This window comes from Bosea sp. PAMC 26642 (assembly GCF_001562255.1).
In the GTDB taxonomy this organism is placed as follows: domain Bacteria; phylum Pseudomonadota; class Alphaproteobacteria; order Rhizobiales; family Beijerinckiaceae; genus Allobosea.
This window is the reverse complement of the sequence record NZ_CP014301.1, coordinates 58,289-75,489: the sequence shown is the minus strand read 5'-3', so window position 1 is coordinate 75,489 and position 17,201 is coordinate 58,289. Positions and strand designations below refer to the sequence as shown.

Sequence of the window (17,201 nt, the reverse complement as noted above, 5' to 3'; positions counted from 1 at the left end):
GGCTCAGGCGTGCCCCGCTTCGCTCGACAGGAAGGCCGGGTCGATGCCGATCTTGCCTAGTGCTCGGTGGTATTTCGTCTCGATACCGTCGTCGAAGAGCAGCGCCTGATCGGCTGCGCAGTGCAGCCAGCCATTCGACTGGATTTCCGCCTCAAGCTGGCCGGCAGCCCAGCCGGCATAGCCCAGGGCCAAGATGGCGTTCTCCGGCCCGCTGCCGATGGCGATGGCGCGCAGGATGTCCAGCGTCGCGGTCAGGCAGATGCCGTCGTCGATCGGCAGCGTCGCCGACTCCAGAAAGAAATCGGCGGAGTGAAGAACGAAGCCTCGTTTGGTCTCGACGGGGCCGCCGCGCAGCACCTGCATACGCTCGGCCTGGCTCGGCAGCCGAATCAGCTCCTCGGACGGGATCACGTCGAGCTGGACCAGAAGATCGGGAAATTTCGTGTCGGGGGCCGGCTTGTTGACGATGATGCCCATCGCGCCGTCCTCGGAATGGGCGCAGACATAGACGACGCTGCGGCTGAAACGGCTGTCGGACATGCCCGGCATCGCGATCAGGCACTGCCCGTCGAGATAGCTACGGCCGCCGATCCGCTGGTTCGATCCGATCTTCATCGGCACATGCTAGATCAAATCATGCGGTGCTGGAAACAGGGCCGGCAGCGAAAATGCGGCATCGCGAACGCTCCCCGAGCCCGCAGCATAACCATATCCGTTCATCCAATCACATGATCGTTGGCGGTCAGGCATCGGTTTCGTTCGCAATTCCGGCCCGAAACACCTATGTCAGGGCAGTGAAACGCATCATATCCATATTTCTGTTCAGCCTTCTCGCTTTCGCGGCGCCCGCCGGCGCGCAGGAGGCGGCGACGTCTTTATGGTCGAAGGGCGACTACTCGTCGCTGCGCCTGATCGCGGGCCCGACCGCCCCGTCGGGCAAGCAGCGCGTCGGCGTCGAGATCGTGATGGCGCCCGGCTACAAGACCTATTGGCGAAGCCCCGGCGATTTCGGCGTACCGCCGGTCTTCGACTGGAGCGGCTCGGCCAATGTCGGGGGGCTCGACGTGCGTTGGCCTGCGCCTGAACGCTTCGAGGACGCAAGTGGATATTCGGTCGGCTATATCGGCGAGGTCGTCATCCCGATTTCGGTCAAACCCGCCGATCCGGCCAAGCCGGTCACGCTCGTGCTGAAGCTGGACTACGCCGTCTGCGAGAAGATTTGCATTCCCGCCAAGGGCGAGGCGAGGCTGTGGCTGGAGCCCGGCGTGACCGCGGTGTCCTCGCCGCGGCTGGAGCGCTTCGAGGAGCAGGTTCCCAACGCGGTCAAGATCGGGCCGAACAAGGACAAGCCGTCGATCCTGGACGCGAAGATCGCCGAAGGCAGCGGCGACCCCGTTCTCAAACTCGTCCTGCGCGCCTCACCCGACGGCAGCGTCGACGACGTCTTCGTCGAGGGACCGGGCAGCTGGTCCTTCGGCAAGCCAGTGCTGCGACCGCAACCGGACGGCACGATCATTGCCACGGTCAAGATGAGCGAACGACCCAAAAGCGCGGCGGGGCCGGTGCCGTTCATCATCACGGTGCGCGGCAAACCCGCAGCGGTCGAGACGCGTCTCGAACTCGACATTCCGGCCGCCAAGCCCTAATCCGTCAGCCCGAGCGGCGAACCGCCGCGGGCTTCACGGAGACAGGCGCGATGACCATCAAGGTTGGTGACAAGCTTCCGCAGGCGACGTTCCGGGTCATGACCGCGGATGGACCTGCTCCCAAGACGACCGACGACCTGTTCGCCGGGAAGAAGATCGTCCTGTTCGCCGTGCCCGGCGCCTTCACGCCGACCTGCCACAAGAACCACCTGCCCGGCTATCTGGCCAAGGCCGACGAAATCAAGGCCAAGGGCGTCGAATCGATCATGGTGACGGGCGTCAACGACGTCTTCGTCATGGACGCATGGTCGAAGGCGACCGGCGGCGCAGGCGTGATCGAGTTCCTCTCCGACGGCAATGCCGATTTCGCCAAGGAGATCGGCCTGTCGCTCGACGGCTCGGGCTTCGGTCTCGGCACGCGCTCGCAGCGCTATTCGATGATCATCGAGGACGGCGTCGTGACCGCGCTCAACGTCGAGGACGCCCCTGGCAAGGCGGATGTTTCCGGCGCCGAGGCATTGCTGAAGCAGCTCTGAGACCAACGCATCCAGACGAGCCCGCGCCGGCTTCTGCCGCGCGGGCTTTTTTGCGCCTGCTCGCGCTGATGGATGCGATTGCGCCTTGTCATGAGACAAGCGGCCGGCCTACCGCTAGCTTTCGGCCACTTGCCTGGAGGCTGCCATGTCCGCGATCACGATTCACCCGCTCGCCCCATCCGACCGCTCGTCGTGGGAGCCGCTCTGGCATGGCTACCTGACATTCTACGAGGCAACACTGCCGGCCGGGACCGACGACGTGACCTTCGCGCGATTGACGGGCGGCTCCGAGCCGATGGGCGGCTTCGTCGCCGAGCAGAACGGCAAGCTCGTCGGCATGGTGCATTGGGTGATCCACCGCACCACCTGGCGCGAAGCCGACATCTGCTATCTGCAGGACCTCTTCACCGCACCCGAAGCGCGCGGCACCGGCGCAGGGCGCAGGCTGATCGAGGCGGTCAGGCAGATGGCGCAGGAAAAGGGCTGCTTCCGCGTCTACTGGCAGACGCATGAGAGCAATCTCCAGGCGCAGGCGCTCTACGACAAGGTGGCCGACAAGTCGGGCTTCATCGTGTATCGGCAGGCGCTCGGCTGAGAGGCTCGTCGCCGGCCGATCGCTCGGCACAGGCATGGACAGCGCGACCCATCTGTCTTTAAGCCGGCGGCGAGGATCGTCACGGAGGTGACGGCGACAGCGAGGGCATCAAGGTGCGTACAGCGAGCCTGACATTTCGTGCGGTCATCGCGGTCGCCGCCTTGGGGATGATGGCCAGCGCTCTCATCCTCCTGGCGGAAGCGGGCGAGAACATCGCCACCGCAGCGCGCGCCGCGATCAGCCACAGCGACGCCCACAGCGCCATCTCGCTGGTGATGAAGGCGATCGACGAATGCCTGTTCGCGATCATCCTCATCCTGCTCGGCGCGAAGGTGGCCGCGACATTCGTCATCAGCGAGCACGCCTTCGAGCCGGACCGCGTGCCGAAATGGATCAGGCCGAGCGATGTCGGCGAGCTGAAAAGCACGTTCTGCCAGGCGATCCTGGTCTATCTGATCGTGGACTTCGCGACCGACATGGCGACTGTCGAGAGCAAGCTCGATCCGGGTTATCTGGTGCTGCCGCTGGCCATCCTGATCATCGCGGCCGCGCTGCGGCTGATGCCGCATGGCGGAGGATCAGGCCCGCATTAGGCTGACACACCGGTTCAGCGGCGCGGCTTGAACGGCGCCATTCCGGCCCGCGCGAGCACGTCGGCGCGCTCGTTCATCGTATCGCCGGCATGGCCCTTGACCCATTTCCACTCGATCTTGTGACGGCCGAGCGCGGCGTCGAGGCGCTTCCAGAGCTCCTCGTTCTTTACCGGCTTCCTGTCGGCGGTCTTCCAGCCATTCTTCTTCCAGCCATGGATCCAGCTGGTGATGCCCTGGCGCAGGTATTGGCTGTCGGTGTTGAGCGCGACGGTGCAGGGCCGGGTCAGCGTTTCCAGCGCGGCGATCGCGCCCATCAGTTCCATGCGGTTGTTGGTGGTCATGGCCTCGCCGCCAGAGAGTTCGCGCTCCGTGCCCTTGAAGGACAAGATCGCGCCCCAGCCGCCTGGGCCGGGGTTTCCCGAACATGCGCCGTCGGTCCAGATCTCGACAGAATCGCTCATCGCCTCAGCCCATAATCGCGCGCGTCCGCCACACGCTGGTGGAAGACCAGCTTGCGGTCGTATTCCAGTGGATCGAGCGGCTTGACCAGCGCACCCGGCGGCACATTGAGCCAGTCGACCAGCCGGGTCAGCAGGAAGCGCAGGGCAGAGCCGCGACACAGCGTCGGCAACGCCGCGGCCTCGGCGGGCTCAAGCGGCCGCACGCTCTCATAGCCGGCGAGCAAAGCCTGGCCCTTGGTCAGGTTGAAAGAGGAATCGGCCTCGAAGCACCAGGAATTCAGGCAGATGGCGAGGTCGTAGGCGAAGGCGTCGGTGCAGGCGAAATAGAAGTCGATCAGCCCCGAGAGCCGGTCCTTGATGAAGAAGACGTTGTTGGGGAAGAGATCGGCGTGGACTATGCCGCGCGGCAGGCCTTGCGGCCAGTGCCGCTCATGCGTTTCGATCTCGGCCATGATGCGGTGGCTAAGACCCGGCGAAACCGTATCGGCCGCAGCGCCCGCCTGCTCGGCCAAAGGCCGCCAGTCGCACACCGATAGCGAATTGGCCCGCTCCATGCCGTAGTCCGCGCCCGCCCGGTGGAGCAGAGCCAGCCCCCGGCCGACTTCGGCACAGTGGGCGGCGTTGGGCCGGCGCACCGACAGCCCATCGAGAAAGGTGACGATCGCGGCGGGACGGCCCGCGAGCCGGCCGACGGCCGAGCCGTTCAGCGCCTTCACCGGCTGCGGGCAGATCAGCCCACGCACGGCCAGATGCTCCATCAGGCCGATGAAGAAGGGCAGGTCGGCAGCGTCGACGCGCTCCTCGTAGAGCGTCAGGATGTAGAAGGCCTGCGTCGTGTGCAGCAGGAAATTCGAGTTGGAGACGCCCTCGGCGATGCCCTTCACGGCCAGCAGATCGCCGATGCCGTAGCTCGCCACGAAGGCAGCCATCTCGTCGTCGGGAACTTCGGTATAGACGGCCAAGGCGTTCTCTCACTCGGCCGCGGTCGGCTCGCGCAATTCGCGCGGCAGCGGGAAGAAGACGTTCTCATCGGCGGTCGAGACCGTCTCCACGCGGACCTCGTAGCGATCGGCGAAGGCGTCGATGATCTCCTCGACCAGCACCTCCGGGGCGCTGGCGCCCGCCGTGATGCCGAGGCTGCGGATGTTCCCGAACACAGACCAGTCAATCTCATCCGTGCGCAGCACGAGCCGCGCCACAGGGCAGCCGGCTCGCTCGGCTACTTCGCGCAAGCGCTGCGAATTGGAAGAGTTCGGCGAGCCGACGACGATCAGGCCGTCGACCAGAGGGGCGACACGCTTGACCGCCTCCTGCCGGTTCGTGGTGGCGTAGCAGATGTCTTCCTTGTGCGGCGCGATCAGGTCCGGGAAACGGGCCTGCAGGGCTGCGACGATCTCGCGGGTGTCGTCGACCGAAAGCGTCGTCTGCGTGACATAGGCGAGCGTCCTGTCCGCCGGGGGAGCAAGCGTCGCGACATCGTCGAGCGTCTCGATCAGCGTGATCGCGCCCGGCGGCAATTGTCCCATGGTCCCGATCACCTCGGGATGGCCGGCATGGCCGACGAGCAGGATGTGGCGGCCGCGCTTGTGATGGACCTCGGCCTCGCGATGGACCTTGGTGACCAGCGGGCAGGTCGCGTCGATGGCGAAGAGATGGCGCGAGTTCGCCTCGGCCGGCACGGATTTGGCGACGCCATGGGCGGAAAAGATCACCGGACGTGTCGCATCGGGCACCTGGGACAGCTCCGAGACGAAGACCGCGCCCTTACGCTTCAGCGATTCGACGACGTATTTGTTGTGCACGATCTCGTGGCGGACATAGACCGGCGCGCCATGCAGCATCAGCGCCTTCTCGACCGCGTCGATGGCGCGCACGACGCCGGCGCAGAAGCCGCGCGGCGCGCAGAGCAGAATGTCGAGCGGCGGCTTGGTCACGCGCGAAGGGGCTCCAGAAAATACTGCGCCTTCTTTCGGCGTGAGGCGTTTGATGTCAAGGAAACCCGGCGATTTCTGAGACGGAGCCGACCCGCGTTCCGCATCTGCATTCAAACCCTCGCAGGATTGCGCGCCAGCCCCTAGATTGCAGCCTCGCGGGGGTCACGCCGCCGCGCCGACCCTGCCCTCCGGACAGATGACACCATGGCCGACGTCTCACATACCAGCTACCTGCCGCCGATCCTGACGTTCTGCGCGGGTGCCGTGATCGCGGTGCCGCTATTCAGGCGTGTGGGGCTGTCGGCGGTGCTGGGCTATCTCGCGGCGGGTGTCGTCATCGGGCCATCTGTGCTCGCGGTCATCAAGGACCCGGACGCGATCCGCGGCACGGCCGAGATCGGCGTCGTGCTGCTGCTGTTCCTGGTCGGGCTCGAACTGCAGCCGTCCCGGCTCTATTCGATGCGCAAGGACATTCTCGGCGCGGGACTGTCGCAGATGGCGCTGAGCGCCGGCGCGATCGGCTGGATCGCCTGGTGGTTCGGGCTCTCGGCCGGCGGTGCCGTCGCGGTGGGGCTCGCGCTCGCCCTGTCGGCGACTTCGATCGCGCTGCAACTGCTGGAGGAGCGCGGCGACGGCAACGAGCCCTATGGGCGGCGCACCTTCTCGATTCTGCTGTTCCAGGACATCTCTATCGCGCCCGCGCTCGCCATACTGCCGCTGCTCGCGACGACGACCGAGGCGAAATCGGGCGGTGCGGGACAGGCGCTGGCGGGCCTTGGAATCGCTTTTGCCGCGATCGCGATCATCGTCGTGGCCGGGCGCTATGTGCTGAATCCGTTCTTCCGCATCCTGGCCAAGAGCGGCGCCAAGGAGGTGATGACGGCAGCCGCGCTGCTGATCGTGCTGGGCGCCGCACTGATGATGGAGCATGTCGGGCTGTCGATGGCGATGGGCGCCTTCCTGGCCGGCGTGCTGCTGGCGGATTCGCATTTCCGGCATGAGCTCGAAGCCGATATCGAGCCGTTCCGCGGCGTGCTGCTCGGCCTGTTCTTCATGGCCGTAGGCATGTCGCTCGACCTGCAACTGGTGCTCGACAACTGGCTGCTGCTGGCGCTGGCGGCTCCCGCGCTCGTGCTGTTCAAGATCGTCGTCGCGGCATCGATCCTGCGTGCCTCCTGCTCCTCGCTGACGGAAGCCGTGCGCGCCGGTGCGCTGCTGTCGCCCGCCGGCGAATTCGCCTTCGTGCTGCTGCCGCTGGGCATTTCGCTCGGCCTGCTCGACGACCGGCAGGGTGCAATCGCCACCGCGCTGGCTGCGATCTCGATGCTGATCGGTCCCGTGGTCGCCAAGCTGATCGACATGTGGCTGCTGGCGCGCATCGAGCCCGAGACGATCGACGAAGATTTCAGCGATGCCACACAGGCATCCGTCGTGGTCGTGGGCTTCGGGCGCTTCGGACAGATCGTCACGCAGGCGCTGCTGCTCCAGCATATCGACGTCACGATCATCGATTCGGACGTGGAGCGCATCCGCTCGGCCGCGAAATTCGGCTTCAAGATCTATTACGGCGACGGCACGCGGCTCGACGTGCTGCGCGCGGCCGGGGTCGGCAAGGCCCGCGTGCTGTGCATCTGCATCGACGACAAGGATGCGGCACTGCGCATCGTCGAGATGGTCAAGGCCGAGTTCCCGAAAATTAGGCTCAATGCGCGTGCCTATGACCGCATCCACGCCATCGACCTGATGAAGGCGGGCGTCGACTACCAGATGCGAGAGACCTTCGAATCCGCGCTCGGCTTCGGCCGCGTCACGCTGGAGAGCCTCGGCCTCAATTACGACGAGGCCAGCCTGGTGATCGACAATGTCCGCGACCGGGATGCGCAGCGCATGGAGATCCAGTTCACGGAGGGGATCGCGGCGGCATTGAACAAGGTTCCGCGCGTCACGCCGGAGCCGCTGGTCAGGCCGAAGGCCAAGTCCAAGGCGCTCACGCCGGAAACGCAGGAAGTGATCGAGGATGGCGGGGCCGAGGTCGCGGTCGGCGGCGTCGGCGAGCCGGAACGGTGAAAGCTCCGGCCGGCACCTCGCAGGCGGTCTTCGTCACCGGCTCGACCTTCCGTCATGTCGCGGTGATGACCGCGACCGGCTCGATCGGCCTGATGGCGATCTTCGTCGTCGATCTGCTCTCGCTGCTCTACGTCTCCTGGCTCGGAAGGCCGGAGGCCACGGCCGGGGTCGGCTACGCCACGATCGTCCTCTACCTGATGGTTTCGATCAATATCGGCCTGATGATCGCGGTGACGGCGATGACCGCGCGCGCGCTCGGCGCAGGCGACAGGCCCGGCGCGAGGCGGATCGCGGGCTCGACCATCGCCCTGATGGCTGCCGCCTCGATCGCGCTGTCCGTCGTCGCCCTGCCCTGCCTGCCGTGGTTGCTGCGTCTGCTCGGCGCTCACGGCGAATCCTACGATGTCGCGCTGTCCTTCCTCTGGATCGTGCTGCCCTCCAATGTGCTGATGGCCGTCGGCATGGGCTTCTCGGGCATCCTGCGCGCGGTCGGCGACGCCAGGCGCGCGATGTTCGTGACGCTCGGCGGCGGGCTGGCGACGGCTGTGCTCGATCCGCTCTTCATCTTCGGGCTCGGGCTCGGTCCCAACGGCGCGGCTATCGCCATCGTGCTGTCGCGTTTCATGTTCGTCGGCGTCGGCTTCCATGGTGCGGTCAAGGTCCACGACATCGTCTCCCGGCCCTCGCTCGCCGACATCCGCACCGATGCGGCCGGCACAATGACGATTGCGGGGCCGGCGATCCTGACCAATCTCTCGACGCCGATCGCCAATGCCGTCTTTGCCAGCGTGATGGCACGCTTCGGCGATGCGGCGATCGCGGCGCTCGCGATCATGGACCGGCTGGTGCCGGTCGCCTTCGGCGTCCTGTTTGCGCTGTCGGGCGCGGTCGGGCCGATCCTGGGCCAGAACTGGGGCGCGGGCCGCTTCGACCGGATGCGGCGGGGCCTGACAGATTCGGCGATTTTCGCGGTCTCCTGCGTCGTCGTGGCCTGGCTCGCGCTGGTGCTGCTGCGCGGGCAGATTGTCTCCGTCTTCGGCGCGACGGGGCTGACCGCCGAACTGGTCGCGTTCTTCTGCCTGATCTCGGGACCGATGTGGATCTTCGTCGGGCTGCTCTTCGTCGCCAATGCCGCCTTCAACAATCTGGGGATGCCGATCCTGTCGACGGTCTTCAGCTGGGGCCGGGCGACGCTGGGGACCATGCCGTTCTCCTTCCTCGGCGCGCACTATGCCGGCCCGAAGGGTGCGCTCGTCGGCTCGGCGCTGGGCGCTGTCGTCTTCGGCATCGTCGCGCTGATCTTCGCCTATCGCGGGATCGACCGGCTGGAGCGTGAAGCTGCGGCCAGGGCTGAGGCGCTTGCCTCGGGTTCGCGCCCTGTTATCGTCCCGGTGCAGGCGGCAGCAGACCGCGAGATAGCCGGAGGTGTGCCATGATGAACCTGTTCGAGATGATGCAGTCGGCCCAGAACGGCCAGGCGATGCAGAATCTCGCCCGGCAATACGGCCTGAGCCAGCAACAGACGCAATCGGCGATCGAGGCGCTGCTGCCGGCTTTCTCGATGGGGCTACAGCGCCAGACGCAGGATCCCTATGCCTTCGGCAATCTGGCGCAGATGATGACGGCGACGCCGTTCGCCAAGATGTTCGAAACGCCTTCCACCGGCATTCCGGGCAATGCCACAGCCATGGGCAACGACGTGCTGAGTCAGCTCTTCGGCTCGAAAGAGGTCAGCCAGGCCGTGGCGGCGCAGGCGGCCGCGACCAGCGGCGTCAGTCAGGCGATCCTGAAGCAGATGCTGCCCGTGATCGCCTCGATGGTGATGGGCGGACTGTTCAAATCCACCAGCAGCCAGGGCATGGGCGGCATCCTGGGCCAGTTCGCCGAGATGATGCGCGGGCAGATGCCGGGTGGGCAGCCGACGCCGCCAGCCCCGCAGCCACAGACGCCGGCGAACCCGCTGGAGGCCATCCTCGGCCAGATGTTCGGCAACGGCCAGGTGCAGCCCCCGGGCCAGACGCAGGGCGGCGGGCCCTTCGGCGGCGGCCAGATGCCGGGCGGGCAGATGGGCAGCGACCAGATGGGCGGCGGCATCCTGGGCCAGATCCTGACCGGAATGCTCGGTGGCGCCCAGCAGCCGGAGCCCCCTGCCCCGACGGAGCGTCAATCAAGGCCGGAGCCTGCGGCCGACGAGCCGCCGCCGTCATCCGGAACGGGCCCGGGTTCGATCGGTCTCGATGCGCTGAACCAGATGTTCGAGCATGGTCGGCAGGTGCAGGACAGCCATCAGGACGCGTTGAAATCGATCTTCGAGGGCATGTTCGGCGGCTCGCAGCGGCGCTGAGCCCGCGCACGAAAAAGGGCGGAAGCACGAAGCTTCCGCCCTCAGGAACGTGCAACCCCAAGGGGTCAGGCGTTGCACGCAATCTTTGCTTCCGTAGCGGCCGGCTTACGGCGGGCTCTTGCAGGCAGCGCGACAATCGCGGCGCGCGGGGCAGCCGTCGATTTCACCTGTGCCTGTCGAAGGCCTTCTTCGCGGCGAGCCGAAGCGACACCGGAGCGCGCGCTCGACCGGGCGGCGAGAATGGCGGAGGGATCGCTCAGCCAGGAGGTGGCGAGTGCACCTTCGACGTCCGAGCGAACCAGGCCAAGGTCCTTGAGACCACGCTCGTCGAGTTCCGTGAGGCGCAGCACGTCGCGTCGATGGATGATCGCTTTGATCACATTCGCCACCGTGATGAACCCTCGGGCAGCGACACGCGTGACAACGTCCGAAACGGACGAGAACGACTTCGTGGCAAAGGTCATGATCAGCATGACGGCCTCCTCAGGGTCAAAAGCGGCGGGATTCTCGAAGCTCTGCCTGGACGCACCGCTGGCAAGGCCTTGAGAGTGACCAAAGGATAGCTTTGCGCTGGTCATAAGCCAAACGAATGCTTATGATGCTTCACAACACGGATATTGATGAACCGATCGGGAGACCGCGATGGCGCATGTGCTCGACGCCGACCAGCTCAAGACCTTCGTCGCGATCGCCGATACGGGATCGTTCACCCGCGCATCCGAGATCGTGTTCAAGACGCAATCGGCCGTCTCGATGCAGATGAAGCGGCTGGAGGAGCGGGTCGGGCGTCCGCTGTTCGGGCGCGACGGACGCCACGCCAAACTGACAGAGGATGGCGAGCGGCTGCTCGACTATGCGCGCCGGATCGTGCGGCTGAATCTCGAATGCGTCGCGAGCTTCGCCGACGCCGACCTGAAGGGCCGCATCCGGCTCGGCGTGCCCGACGACTATGCCGACCGCTATCTGCCGGAAATTCTCGCGCGCTTCGCCCGCTCGAATCCGCGCGCGGAAGTGACGGTCGTCTGCGAGCCGACGCCGATGCTGGCGGACCGCATCGCCACCGGCGACATCGACCTCGCGATCATCACGCATGTCGAGAACCGCGGCCAGGGCGAGATCATTCGCATCGAGCCCCTGCTCTGGGTGACCTCGGCGCGCCACGGTGTTCACGAGGAGGACCCGCTGCCACTCGCGCTGGGCCGGCCGACCTGCAACTGGCGCCAGGCCGCCGTCGAGGCGCTGGAGGGCAAGGGGCGCCGCTTCCGCGTGCTCTATGCAAGCTGGAACTCGACCGCCGTCGGCGCTGCCGTCGTCGCAGGGCTGGCGGTCTCGGTGCTGCCGGAAAGCGCGGTGAGGCCGGGGATGAAGATCCTGGGGCCGGCGGAGGGCTTCATGACGCTGCCCTCCTGCAAGATCGGCCTGCTGCGCACCCGCTTCGACCCGTCCGTGCTGTCGAACGCGCTGGCCGAGCACATCATCCAGAGCCTGGACAATTTGCAGAGCTTCAAGACGGCGGCGGAGTAGGGGGGCGGGCGATCAGGCCTTCGTTCGTAGCATGACGTTATAGCTGCGGAAATTCGCGAGGTTGAAGCCCCAATCCTTGGCGAAGCTGAGCAGGATCGGCGTGTGCGTGTAGGTGATCAGGGTGGCAACTCCCCAGTCCTTGTCAGCCGGTAACACGGACTTGGCGAGAGTGGTCATATCTGCCGGCAGATAGGTCATGTTGCCGCCCTGAGCTACGATCGCATCACTGATGCGCTGGACATTGGCGAAGCCGACCGCAATTCCATCAAGGCCGGGAGCGATGTTGCTGAGTCTGGCGTTGATGTCGGAACCGTTCTTGATCACGCAGCTTTCGTCGCCGCAGCCGACCAAGGCCTGCGCAAGCTCGTTGGACAGGCGATCCACATCGCGTTGAACGATCAGAGCATTGGTCAGGTCGACGCCGCCCGCCAGAAGCGTGAGGAGCAGCGTCGCTAGAAGAGCAAACTCGACCGCCGCGACGCCGCTTTCGTCCGTGGCGACGGACGATGATTTCGTTCCGATAAAGCGCCTCAAACGATTCAGCATCATGGGCTCGCGAACAGAGTGGTGCCGCTCACGCTCAGCGCCGGCAATCCGGGAACGAAGGTCACGATATTCGCCGTCGCGCGGATCAGCATGGCATCGCCTTTTGTGCCGGCAGCGAATGTGGCGCCTGCTATCGGCTGCGGGCCAGTTGAGAATGTCTTGACGGGAGCTTTCTCGAGCAGAAGCGTCCCGGCACAGTTATCGACTAGTATCAGATTGTCGCAGATCAGGACCCGCAACCCGGCCTTATCCGCCAACAATGCCGTATTCGCCCCGGTCGCGACATCCGACAACGTGTCGTGTAGGCGCATCTGGCACAGCAGCATCATCGAGAACTGGATCGTGGCAAGCAGGATCGTGACCAGCATCAGCCCGACCACGCCGAATTCGATCGCGGTCGATCCGCTGCGATCACGCCCGAATGCTGCCATTGATTTGGCTACAGCCATCAATATGGCGTTCGGCCTGGACATATCGGGATCGTCGGTCATCGCTCGATCACGGGCAGGTGTTGCTGCAGAAGCGCAGGTAGTCGATCAGCCCGCCATAGGTGTCCTGACGCCCTGCTGCCCGCCAAGAAATGCGATACTTGGCATTGCTGGTGACGACGATCGGTATCTTTCGCTCGGTCCATTGATCAGTATGGACGCAGACATCGACCATGTCCTTGGCCGCGAAATTATACGACCCCTGCTTCTCGAAAAAGACTTCGATCCTGTTGGTCTGCCCTTCCCATGTCGCCCAGGCGACATCCGCGTCCGTACCGCAGATGACCTTGCCTACGTAATTCGCAGCAGGATTGCGGACCCGCGAAATGTACCAGTAGCGGAGTTCGTATTTTCCAGGCGCCAGCGTCAATTCGCGCGACATCGTCGAATTGGCCTGACAGTTCGACGCACCCAGGCAATCGGAATCGAGCTCTGCGAAGAAATTGCCGAAGCGGATCGTGTTGCCTGAGAGCTGCGGCATGCCGTTGATCTCGATGCCGGCGTCCTTCGTCGTCCAGCCGTTCCAGTTCTTCAGCACCGTCCAGTCGTTCGAGGCGACGTTGTGATTGACCTCGAACGATTCCGAAAACAGCACGGTTCCCTGCACGGGCGGCGGTGTCGAACTGCGTGCGCATTCGCGCGTCAGCGAGATCGGAACGGTGTCGAAATTCAGAACCTTGGCAAACACGTTCGGGCTGACAGTCGAAGCGGTAATCGAGATCTTCTTGGTGTCGACCACGCTGGAGGCTGCGACGCCCGTCAGGCTCGCCGACGTCAGGCGAGCCTGGATCAACTGATCGACGAAAGGCTTGTAGTTGTCCTTGTCGGGGGTCGCGGATTTGCTCGCCTTGTAATCGACTTCGATGGCGGATTGCTTGCACGCCAACTCGATCGCGCTTGCGACCTGCTGGCGCAATGCGATCGCTCGCGTCATGTCGATGCCGCCGCCGACGCTGAGCACGATCACCGGAAGGCTGACTGCGAGCATGACAGAGCTCACGCCCCGTTGGTCGGCGATCAAAGCTCTCAGCGGATTCAGGACAGTGTTCAGCATGATCCGACCTCCCGCCACTGCAGCAGCACTTTCGGCGCCATCGTTGCAGGACGAATTCAATGTGCTGAGATCACGCCTGGAACCTTGCGGAACCCTTTATTCGACTGCCGAATCTATGGGGATTCGGGAGATACGAGCCGAATTTCGGTCGATAGCTGCAATGTCCGTAAACAAGCTTTTAACGAGATTGCAGAGCCATAAGGGTGTGCGCGGCTCCCTGACAACCGCGAGCGGGCGCATTCGATACCGTCGAAACGACATGTTCAAGGACGAGGCCGAAGCCAGACTTGCCCCCGCCGGGTTACGGCTTGACGCTCGCAACCTTCCCCGCGACGAACTCGAAGAACGGTACGATCGCCTGGCCGAGTTGCGTCGCCGCAGTGATGATGCTGACCGAGATCAGCAACCCGACGAGACCGTATTCGATCGCGGTGGCACCGCGTTCGTCTCGTGCGAAAGTCCGAAGGCGGGCAGCGAGCTTGTCCATGGCGGCCGACTTTGGGACATAGAGTCGACCAAATCGTTAATCTGGCCCCTCAACTTGGTCGAGATCGCAATTTCCGGCGGCAGAACGAGCTGTTTTCTTGCGTTACAGCATCATCGCCAGGAAAACCGGCGCGACCTTTCCGCCCCACTCGCCACGACAGCGGCTTTCGAGCACCTGTGCCAGGGTCCGCCCTTCCGCGACGATGGCGTGCAGAGGCGTCAGATAAACGGTTTCATCCTGCCCGGCTGCGTTTTTCAGCGCGCGGCGTGCAAGGCCGGCGCGTGACAGTTCCAGCGCGTCGCGGGCGATGTCGCGAACGGTACGTCCGGCGACCGTCGCGTCGAGTCCCTGCTTCGGCACCGCGTCACGCAGCGCCTGACGCTGCTCAGCGCTCCAGCCCTTGACGAGATCCCAGGCGGCATCGAGCGCGGCCTGATCGTAGAGCAGGCCGACCCAGAAGGCCGGCAGCGCATTCAGCATCTCGGGCGGGCCGGCATCGGCGCCGCGCATTTCGAGGAAGCGCTTGAGGCGGACCTCCGGAAAGAGTGTGCCGAGATGGTTCGCCCAGTCGGACATGGTCGCCCGCTCGCCCGGCAGTTGCGGCAGCGTCCCGGCCATCAGGTCGCGGAAGGAGGCGCCAGCGACGTCGTGATAAACCGAGCCGCGCTTGACGAAGTACATCGGCACGTCGAGCGCCCAGTCGACATAGGCTTCATAGGACATGCCCTCGTCGAAGGCGAAGGCGAGCATGCCGGAACGGGCCCTGTCGGTGTCGCGCCAGATCTCGGAGCGCATCGACTGGAAGCCGTTGAGCGCCCCTTCGGTAAAGGGCGAGGCGGCGAAGAGAGCGGTCGCGACCGGCTGCAAAGCTAACGAAACCCTGAGCTTCCTGACCATGTCGGCCTCGGTCGCGAAGTCGAGATTGACCTGCACGGTGCAGGTGCGAAACATCATGTCGAGGCCGCGCGAACCGACCTTCGGCATGTAATCGGCCATGATCCTGTAGCGACTCTTGGGCATCGCCGGCGTCTGGGCGCGCGTCCAGAGCGGCGAATGGCCGAGCGAGAGGAAGCCGATGCCGTGCGGTTCGGCGACGGCCTTCACATCGGAGAGATGGCCGGCGAGTTCGCTTGCGGTCTCGTGCAGCGTCTCGACCGGCGCACCCGACAATTCGAACTGGCCGCCCGGCTCGAGCGAGATCGCGCCGCCGCCGTCGGGACCGGCAAGGCCGATGATATGGCCGTCATCGACGATGGGTTCCCAGTCGAGCCGCTGCGCCATGCCTTCGAGAAGATGGCGTATGCCGCCGGCATTGCCGCCCGCCCGCCCTTCGTAAGGCACCGGCGAAAGGTCGTCGCGATAGAACGGGAATTTCTCGTGCTCGGTTCCGATCCGGAAGGCGGAAGCGGGCTTCTCGCCCTCGGCGATCCAGCCGACCATTTCGGCCTTGGAACTGATCGGGGTCGAATCGGACACATCGCGAGCCATGGGCGCTCCGGCAAAACCACAGGACCGCCGAAACTCCGGCCAGGCCGGGACGGCGGGGTCGGATCAGGCTTCCGGGCGCAGACATAGGCGAGCGCCGAACGCTCGACAACGACCTGTGTCCCGCAATGATGGAAGGGTCAGGGTCGCGTCAACGCAAGGCAGCAGTCCAGATGAGGGCCACTCCAGCGATCAGGCGGCGCCGCGCATCGGCCGCGACGCCTCGGCGAGCCAGGTCACGCCGTCGATCCTCGTCTCGGAGGCGATCCAGTCGACGACGGCGTTGAGACCCGCCGCAGGCCCGCCGGATCGGCCCCGCGCCTCCTCGAAGACCGCGAGCTGGATGTCGGCGCTGGTGCCAGCGGCAACGATATCGCGGCACGCGGCGAGGTCGGCCTGGCAACCGAGCGCGGCCGCATCCTCCGCGAGCTGATCGACCAGTTCGTCGATCAGCTCAGGTACGGTGCGCATGGTCCGGCTCTGCGCGCAGATCAGGCCGCCATGGACACCGTAGCGCTGGGCCCGCCAGACATTTTCGGCCGCGATGCCGCGTGAGGCCGCCGTCAGGCCGGTATTGAGCTTCGGCCGGCGCAAAAGATGGTGCACGAGACAGCGATAGAGCGCCGCGATCGCCAGCGTATCGTTCAGGCGCGTGCAGCTGTCGGCGATCCTGAGTTCCAGCGTCGGATGCTTGTCGGACGGGCGTAGCGCCCACCAGATGAAGCTCGCATCCTTGATCGCACCCGCGGCGATCAAAGTGTCGATATAGGCGCGATAGTCCGCCGGGTCGTCGAAGAGCTCGGGTAGGCCGGTGCGCGGCAGTTCGGCATAGGCGGACAGCCTGTAGCCCATCAGACCGGTGCGCTGGCCCTGCCAGAACGGCGAGGAGGTCGAGAGCGCCAGCAGCAACGGCAGATAGGGGAGCATCCGGCCCATCAGCCGGATGCGCTCGTCCTCGTCCTCGACCTCGACATGAATATGCAGACCGCAGAGCTGGTTGCGGCTGCCGAGCATCTGCAGGTCGCGCATCAGCCTGTCGTAGCGCGACTCATCGGTAGCCCGCTGGCGTGTCCAGACGGCACTGGGATGCGTGCCGCAGGCGAGCAGCAGCAGCTCATGTTCCAGGGCGATGCTGGCAAGCCCGGCGCGCAGGGTGGCCAGCGAGCGCCTGGCCTCGGCCATCGATTCGCAGACGGGGGTCGCGACCTCGATCTGCGACTGCAGCATCTCGCGCTGGACCTCGTCGGGAAAGGCGCCCTGGATCGCTGCAATGAATTTGGGGGAAACCCGCCTGACGATGCCGCGGCTGGCCGCGTCCGACAGAAAATACTCTTCTTCGATACCGAAGCGGCAGGCTTCGCTCATGGCGTCATCCTCGTTGGGCGATTCGTGTCCGGCCTTGGCGCAAAAAGAGATGTCAGCGCAGCTGCAGGCAGGCGCG

The 17,201-nt window shown here is 65.2% G+C and carries 19 protein-coding genes; 8 read left to right on the top strand and 11 right to left on the bottom strand.

From position 1 onward, the window contains the following. Positions 1-3: 3 nt before the first annotated feature. Positions 4-615 carry a YqgE/AlgH family protein gene (locus AXW83_RS00365; protein ID WP_066609656.1) on the bottom strand — a complete coding sequence of 204 codons (612 nt, stop codon included), beginning with the start codon at positions 613-615 and terminating at the stop codon, positions 4-6. 179 nt (positions 616-794) lie between these two features. On the opposite strand from AXW83_RS00365, the gene AXW83_RS00360 reads away from it, so the two are divergent. From AXW83_RS00360 to AXW83_RS00345, 4 genes are all read left to right on the top strand, one after another. Then, complete coding sequence (locus tag AXW83_RS00360; RefSeq protein WP_168166035.1) at positions 795-1,646, top strand: protein-disulfide reductase DsbD domain-containing protein; 852 nt, start codon at positions 795-797, stop codon at positions 1,644-1,646. A 50-nt stretch (positions 1,647-1,696) separates the two neighbouring features. Further along, on the top strand, positions 1,697-2,182 hold the full coding sequence (locus AXW83_RS00355) for a peroxiredoxin (RefSeq protein WP_066609654.1): 486 nt from the start codon (positions 1,697-1,699) through the stop codon (positions 2,180-2,182). Between the two features lie 145 nt (positions 2,183-2,327). Continuing rightward, entirely contained in the window at positions 2,328-2,777 is a 450-nt protein-coding gene (locus AXW83_RS00350) for a GNAT family N-acetyltransferase (protein WP_066609652.1), read from the top strand. 113 nt (positions 2,778-2,890) lie between these two features. After that, a complete protein-coding gene (locus AXW83_RS00345; protein WP_156639648.1) occupies positions 2,891-3,370 on the top strand; it encodes a YqhA family protein in 480 nt (159 codons plus the stop codon). Between the two features lie 14 nt (positions 3,371-3,384). Here AXW83_RS00345 and rnhA read toward each other — a convergent pair whose 3' ends face one another. From rnhA to ispH, 3 genes are read right to left on the bottom strand one after another with little or no spacing between them, the layout of a single operon-like run. Then, positions 3,385-3,831: a ribonuclease HI gene (gene rnhA, locus AXW83_RS00340; protein WP_066609649.1), complete on the bottom strand. Its 447-nt coding sequence runs from the start codon at positions 3,829-3,831 to the stop codon at positions 3,385-3,387. After that, on the bottom strand, positions 3,828-4,793 hold the full coding sequence (locus AXW83_RS00335) for a homoserine kinase (RefSeq protein ID WP_066609647.1): 966 nt from the start codon (positions 4,791-4,793) through the stop codon (positions 3,828-3,830). The genes rnhA and AXW83_RS00335 overlap by 4 nt, the downstream gene beginning before the upstream one ends. A 9-nt stretch (positions 4,794-4,802) precedes the next feature. Then, positions 4,803-5,765: a 4-hydroxy-3-methylbut-2-enyl diphosphate reductase gene (ispH, locus tag AXW83_RS00330; RefSeq protein WP_082766858.1), complete on the bottom strand. Its 963-nt coding sequence runs from the start codon at positions 5,763-5,765 to the stop codon at positions 4,803-4,805. Between the two features lie 204 nt (positions 5,766-5,969). Here ispH and AXW83_RS00325 point away from each other — a divergent pair, with 204 nt between their 5' ends. Genes AXW83_RS00325 through AXW83_RS00315 form a run of 3 tightly spaced genes read left to right on the top strand, consistent with a single transcriptional unit; the run spans position 5,970 to position 10,176 of the window. Continuing rightward, complete coding sequence (locus AXW83_RS00325; RefSeq protein WP_066609645.1) at positions 5,970-7,832, top strand: monovalent cation:proton antiporter-2 (CPA2) family protein; 1,863 nt, start codon at positions 5,970-5,972, stop codon at positions 7,830-7,832. Further along, positions 7,829-9,268 (top strand): MATE family efflux transporter, encoded by a 1,440-nt coding sequence (locus tag AXW83_RS00320; RefSeq protein WP_236841782.1) that lies wholly within the window; start codon positions 7,829-7,831, stop codon positions 9,266-9,268. Before AXW83_RS00325 ends, AXW83_RS00320 begins: the two co-directional genes overlap by 4 nt. Beyond that, positions 9,265-10,176, top strand: coding sequence for a DUF937 domain-containing protein (locus AXW83_RS00315; RefSeq protein ID WP_066609643.1), 912 nt, complete (start codon positions 9,265-9,267; stop codon positions 10,174-10,176). Before AXW83_RS00320 ends, AXW83_RS00315 begins: the two co-directional genes overlap by 4 nt. A gap of 65 nt (positions 10,177-10,241) precedes the next feature. Here AXW83_RS00315 and AXW83_RS00310 read toward each other — a convergent pair whose 3' ends face one another. Next, positions 10,242-10,754 (bottom strand): YjiS-like domain-containing protein, encoded by a 513-nt coding sequence (locus tag AXW83_RS00310; protein ID WP_168166034.1) that lies wholly within the window; start codon positions 10,752-10,754, stop codon positions 10,242-10,244. Positions 10,755-10,818: 64 nt separating this feature from the next. Between AXW83_RS00310 and AXW83_RS00305 the strand changes: the two genes are divergently transcribed. Then, positions 10,819-11,700 (top strand): LysR substrate-binding domain-containing protein, encoded by an 882-nt coding sequence (locus AXW83_RS00305; RefSeq protein ID WP_066609641.1) that lies wholly within the window; start codon positions 10,819-10,821, stop codon positions 11,698-11,700. A 12-nt stretch (positions 11,701-11,712) separates the two neighbouring features. Here the strand turns inward: AXW83_RS00305 and AXW83_RS00300 are convergent, their stop codons facing one another. The 6 genes from AXW83_RS00300 to AXW83_RS00275 all read right to left on the bottom strand — a co-directional run bounded on the left by AXW83_RS00300 (position 11,713) and on the right by AXW83_RS00275 (position 17,125). Beyond that, a complete protein-coding gene (locus AXW83_RS00300; RefSeq protein ID WP_082766857.1) occupies positions 11,713-12,249 on the bottom strand; it encodes a TadE/TadG family type IV pilus assembly protein in 537 nt (178 codons plus the stop codon). After that, a complete protein-coding gene (locus tag AXW83_RS00295; protein ID WP_066609639.1) occupies positions 12,246-12,737 on the bottom strand; it encodes a TadE/TadG family type IV pilus assembly protein in 492 nt (163 codons plus the stop codon). Before AXW83_RS00295 ends, AXW83_RS00300 begins: the two co-directional genes overlap by 4 nt. Positions 12,738-12,744: 7 nt before the next feature. Beyond that, positions 12,745-13,788: a TadE/TadG family type IV pilus assembly protein gene (locus AXW83_RS00290; protein WP_066609637.1), complete on the bottom strand. Its 1,044-nt coding sequence runs from the start codon at positions 13,786-13,788 to the stop codon at positions 12,745-12,747. 301 nt (positions 13,789-14,089) lie between these two features. Next, positions 14,090-14,275 (bottom strand): Flp family type IVb pilin, encoded by a 186-nt coding sequence (locus AXW83_RS00285; protein WP_066609632.1) that lies wholly within the window; start codon positions 14,273-14,275, stop codon positions 14,090-14,092. Positions 14,276-14,377: 102 nt separating this feature from the next. Continuing rightward, complete coding sequence (locus AXW83_RS00280) at positions 14,378-15,763, bottom strand: glutamate--cysteine ligase (protein WP_066609630.1); 1,386 nt, start codon at positions 15,761-15,763, stop codon at positions 14,378-14,380. A 189-nt stretch (positions 15,764-15,952) separates the two neighbouring features. Further along, positions 15,953-17,125, bottom strand: coding sequence for a carboxylate-amine ligase (locus AXW83_RS00275; RefSeq protein ID WP_066609628.1), 1,173 nt, complete (start codon positions 17,123-17,125; stop codon positions 15,953-15,955). Positions 17,126-17,201 lie beyond the last annotated feature (76 nt).

Excerpts from the sequence above, each read along its gene's own strand:
- AXW83_RS00365 (WP_066609656.1), bottom strand. The coding sequence starts at position 615 with ATGAAGATCGGATCGAACCAGCGGATCGGCGGCCGTAGCTATCTCGAC.
- AXW83_RS00355 (WP_066609654.1), top strand. The coding sequence starts at position 1,697 with ATGACCATCAAGGTTGGTGACAAGCTTCCGCAGGCGACGTTCCGGGTC.
- AXW83_RS00350 (WP_066609652.1), top strand. The coding sequence starts at position 2,328 with ATGTCCGCGATCACGATTCACCCGCTCGCCCCATCCGACCGCTCGTCG.
- rnhA (WP_066609649.1), bottom strand. The coding sequence starts at position 3,831 with ATGAGCGATTCTGTCGAGATCTGGACCGACGGCGCATGTTCGGGAAAC.
- AXW83_RS00325 (WP_066609645.1), top strand. The coding sequence starts at position 5,970 with ATGGCCGACGTCTCACATACCAGCTACCTGCCGCCGATCCTGACGTTC.
- AXW83_RS00315 (WP_066609643.1), top strand. The coding sequence starts at position 9,265 with ATGATGAACCTGTTCGAGATGATGCAGTCGGCCCAGAACGGCCAGGCG.
- AXW83_RS00310 (WP_168166034.1), bottom strand. The coding sequence starts at position 10,754 with ATGACCAGCGCAAAGCTATCCTTTGGTCACTCTCAAGGCCTTGCCAGC.
- AXW83_RS00305 (WP_066609641.1), top strand. The coding sequence starts at position 10,819 with ATGGCGCATGTGCTCGACGCCGACCAGCTCAAGACCTTCGTCGCGATC.
- AXW83_RS00300 (WP_082766857.1), bottom strand. The coding sequence starts at position 12,249 with ATGATGCTGAATCGTTTGAGGCGCTTTATCGGAACGAAATCATCGTCC.
- AXW83_RS00295 (WP_066609639.1), bottom strand. The coding sequence starts at position 12,737 with ATGACCGACGATCCCGATATGTCCAGGCCGAACGCCATATTGATGGCT.
- AXW83_RS00290 (WP_066609637.1), bottom strand. The coding sequence starts at position 13,788 with ATGCTGAACACTGTCCTGAATCCGCTGAGAGCTTTGATCGCCGACCAA.
- AXW83_RS00285 (WP_066609632.1), bottom strand. The coding sequence starts at position 14,275 with ATGGACAAGCTCGCTGCCCGCCTTCGGACTTTCGCACGAGACGAACGC.
- AXW83_RS00280 (WP_066609630.1), bottom strand. The coding sequence starts at position 15,763 with ATGGCTCGCGATGTGTCCGATTCGACCCCGATCAGTTCCAAGGCCGAA.
- AXW83_RS00275 (WP_066609628.1), bottom strand. The coding sequence starts at position 17,125 with ATGAGCGAAGCCTGCCGCTTCGGTATCGAAGAAGAGTATTTTCTGTCG.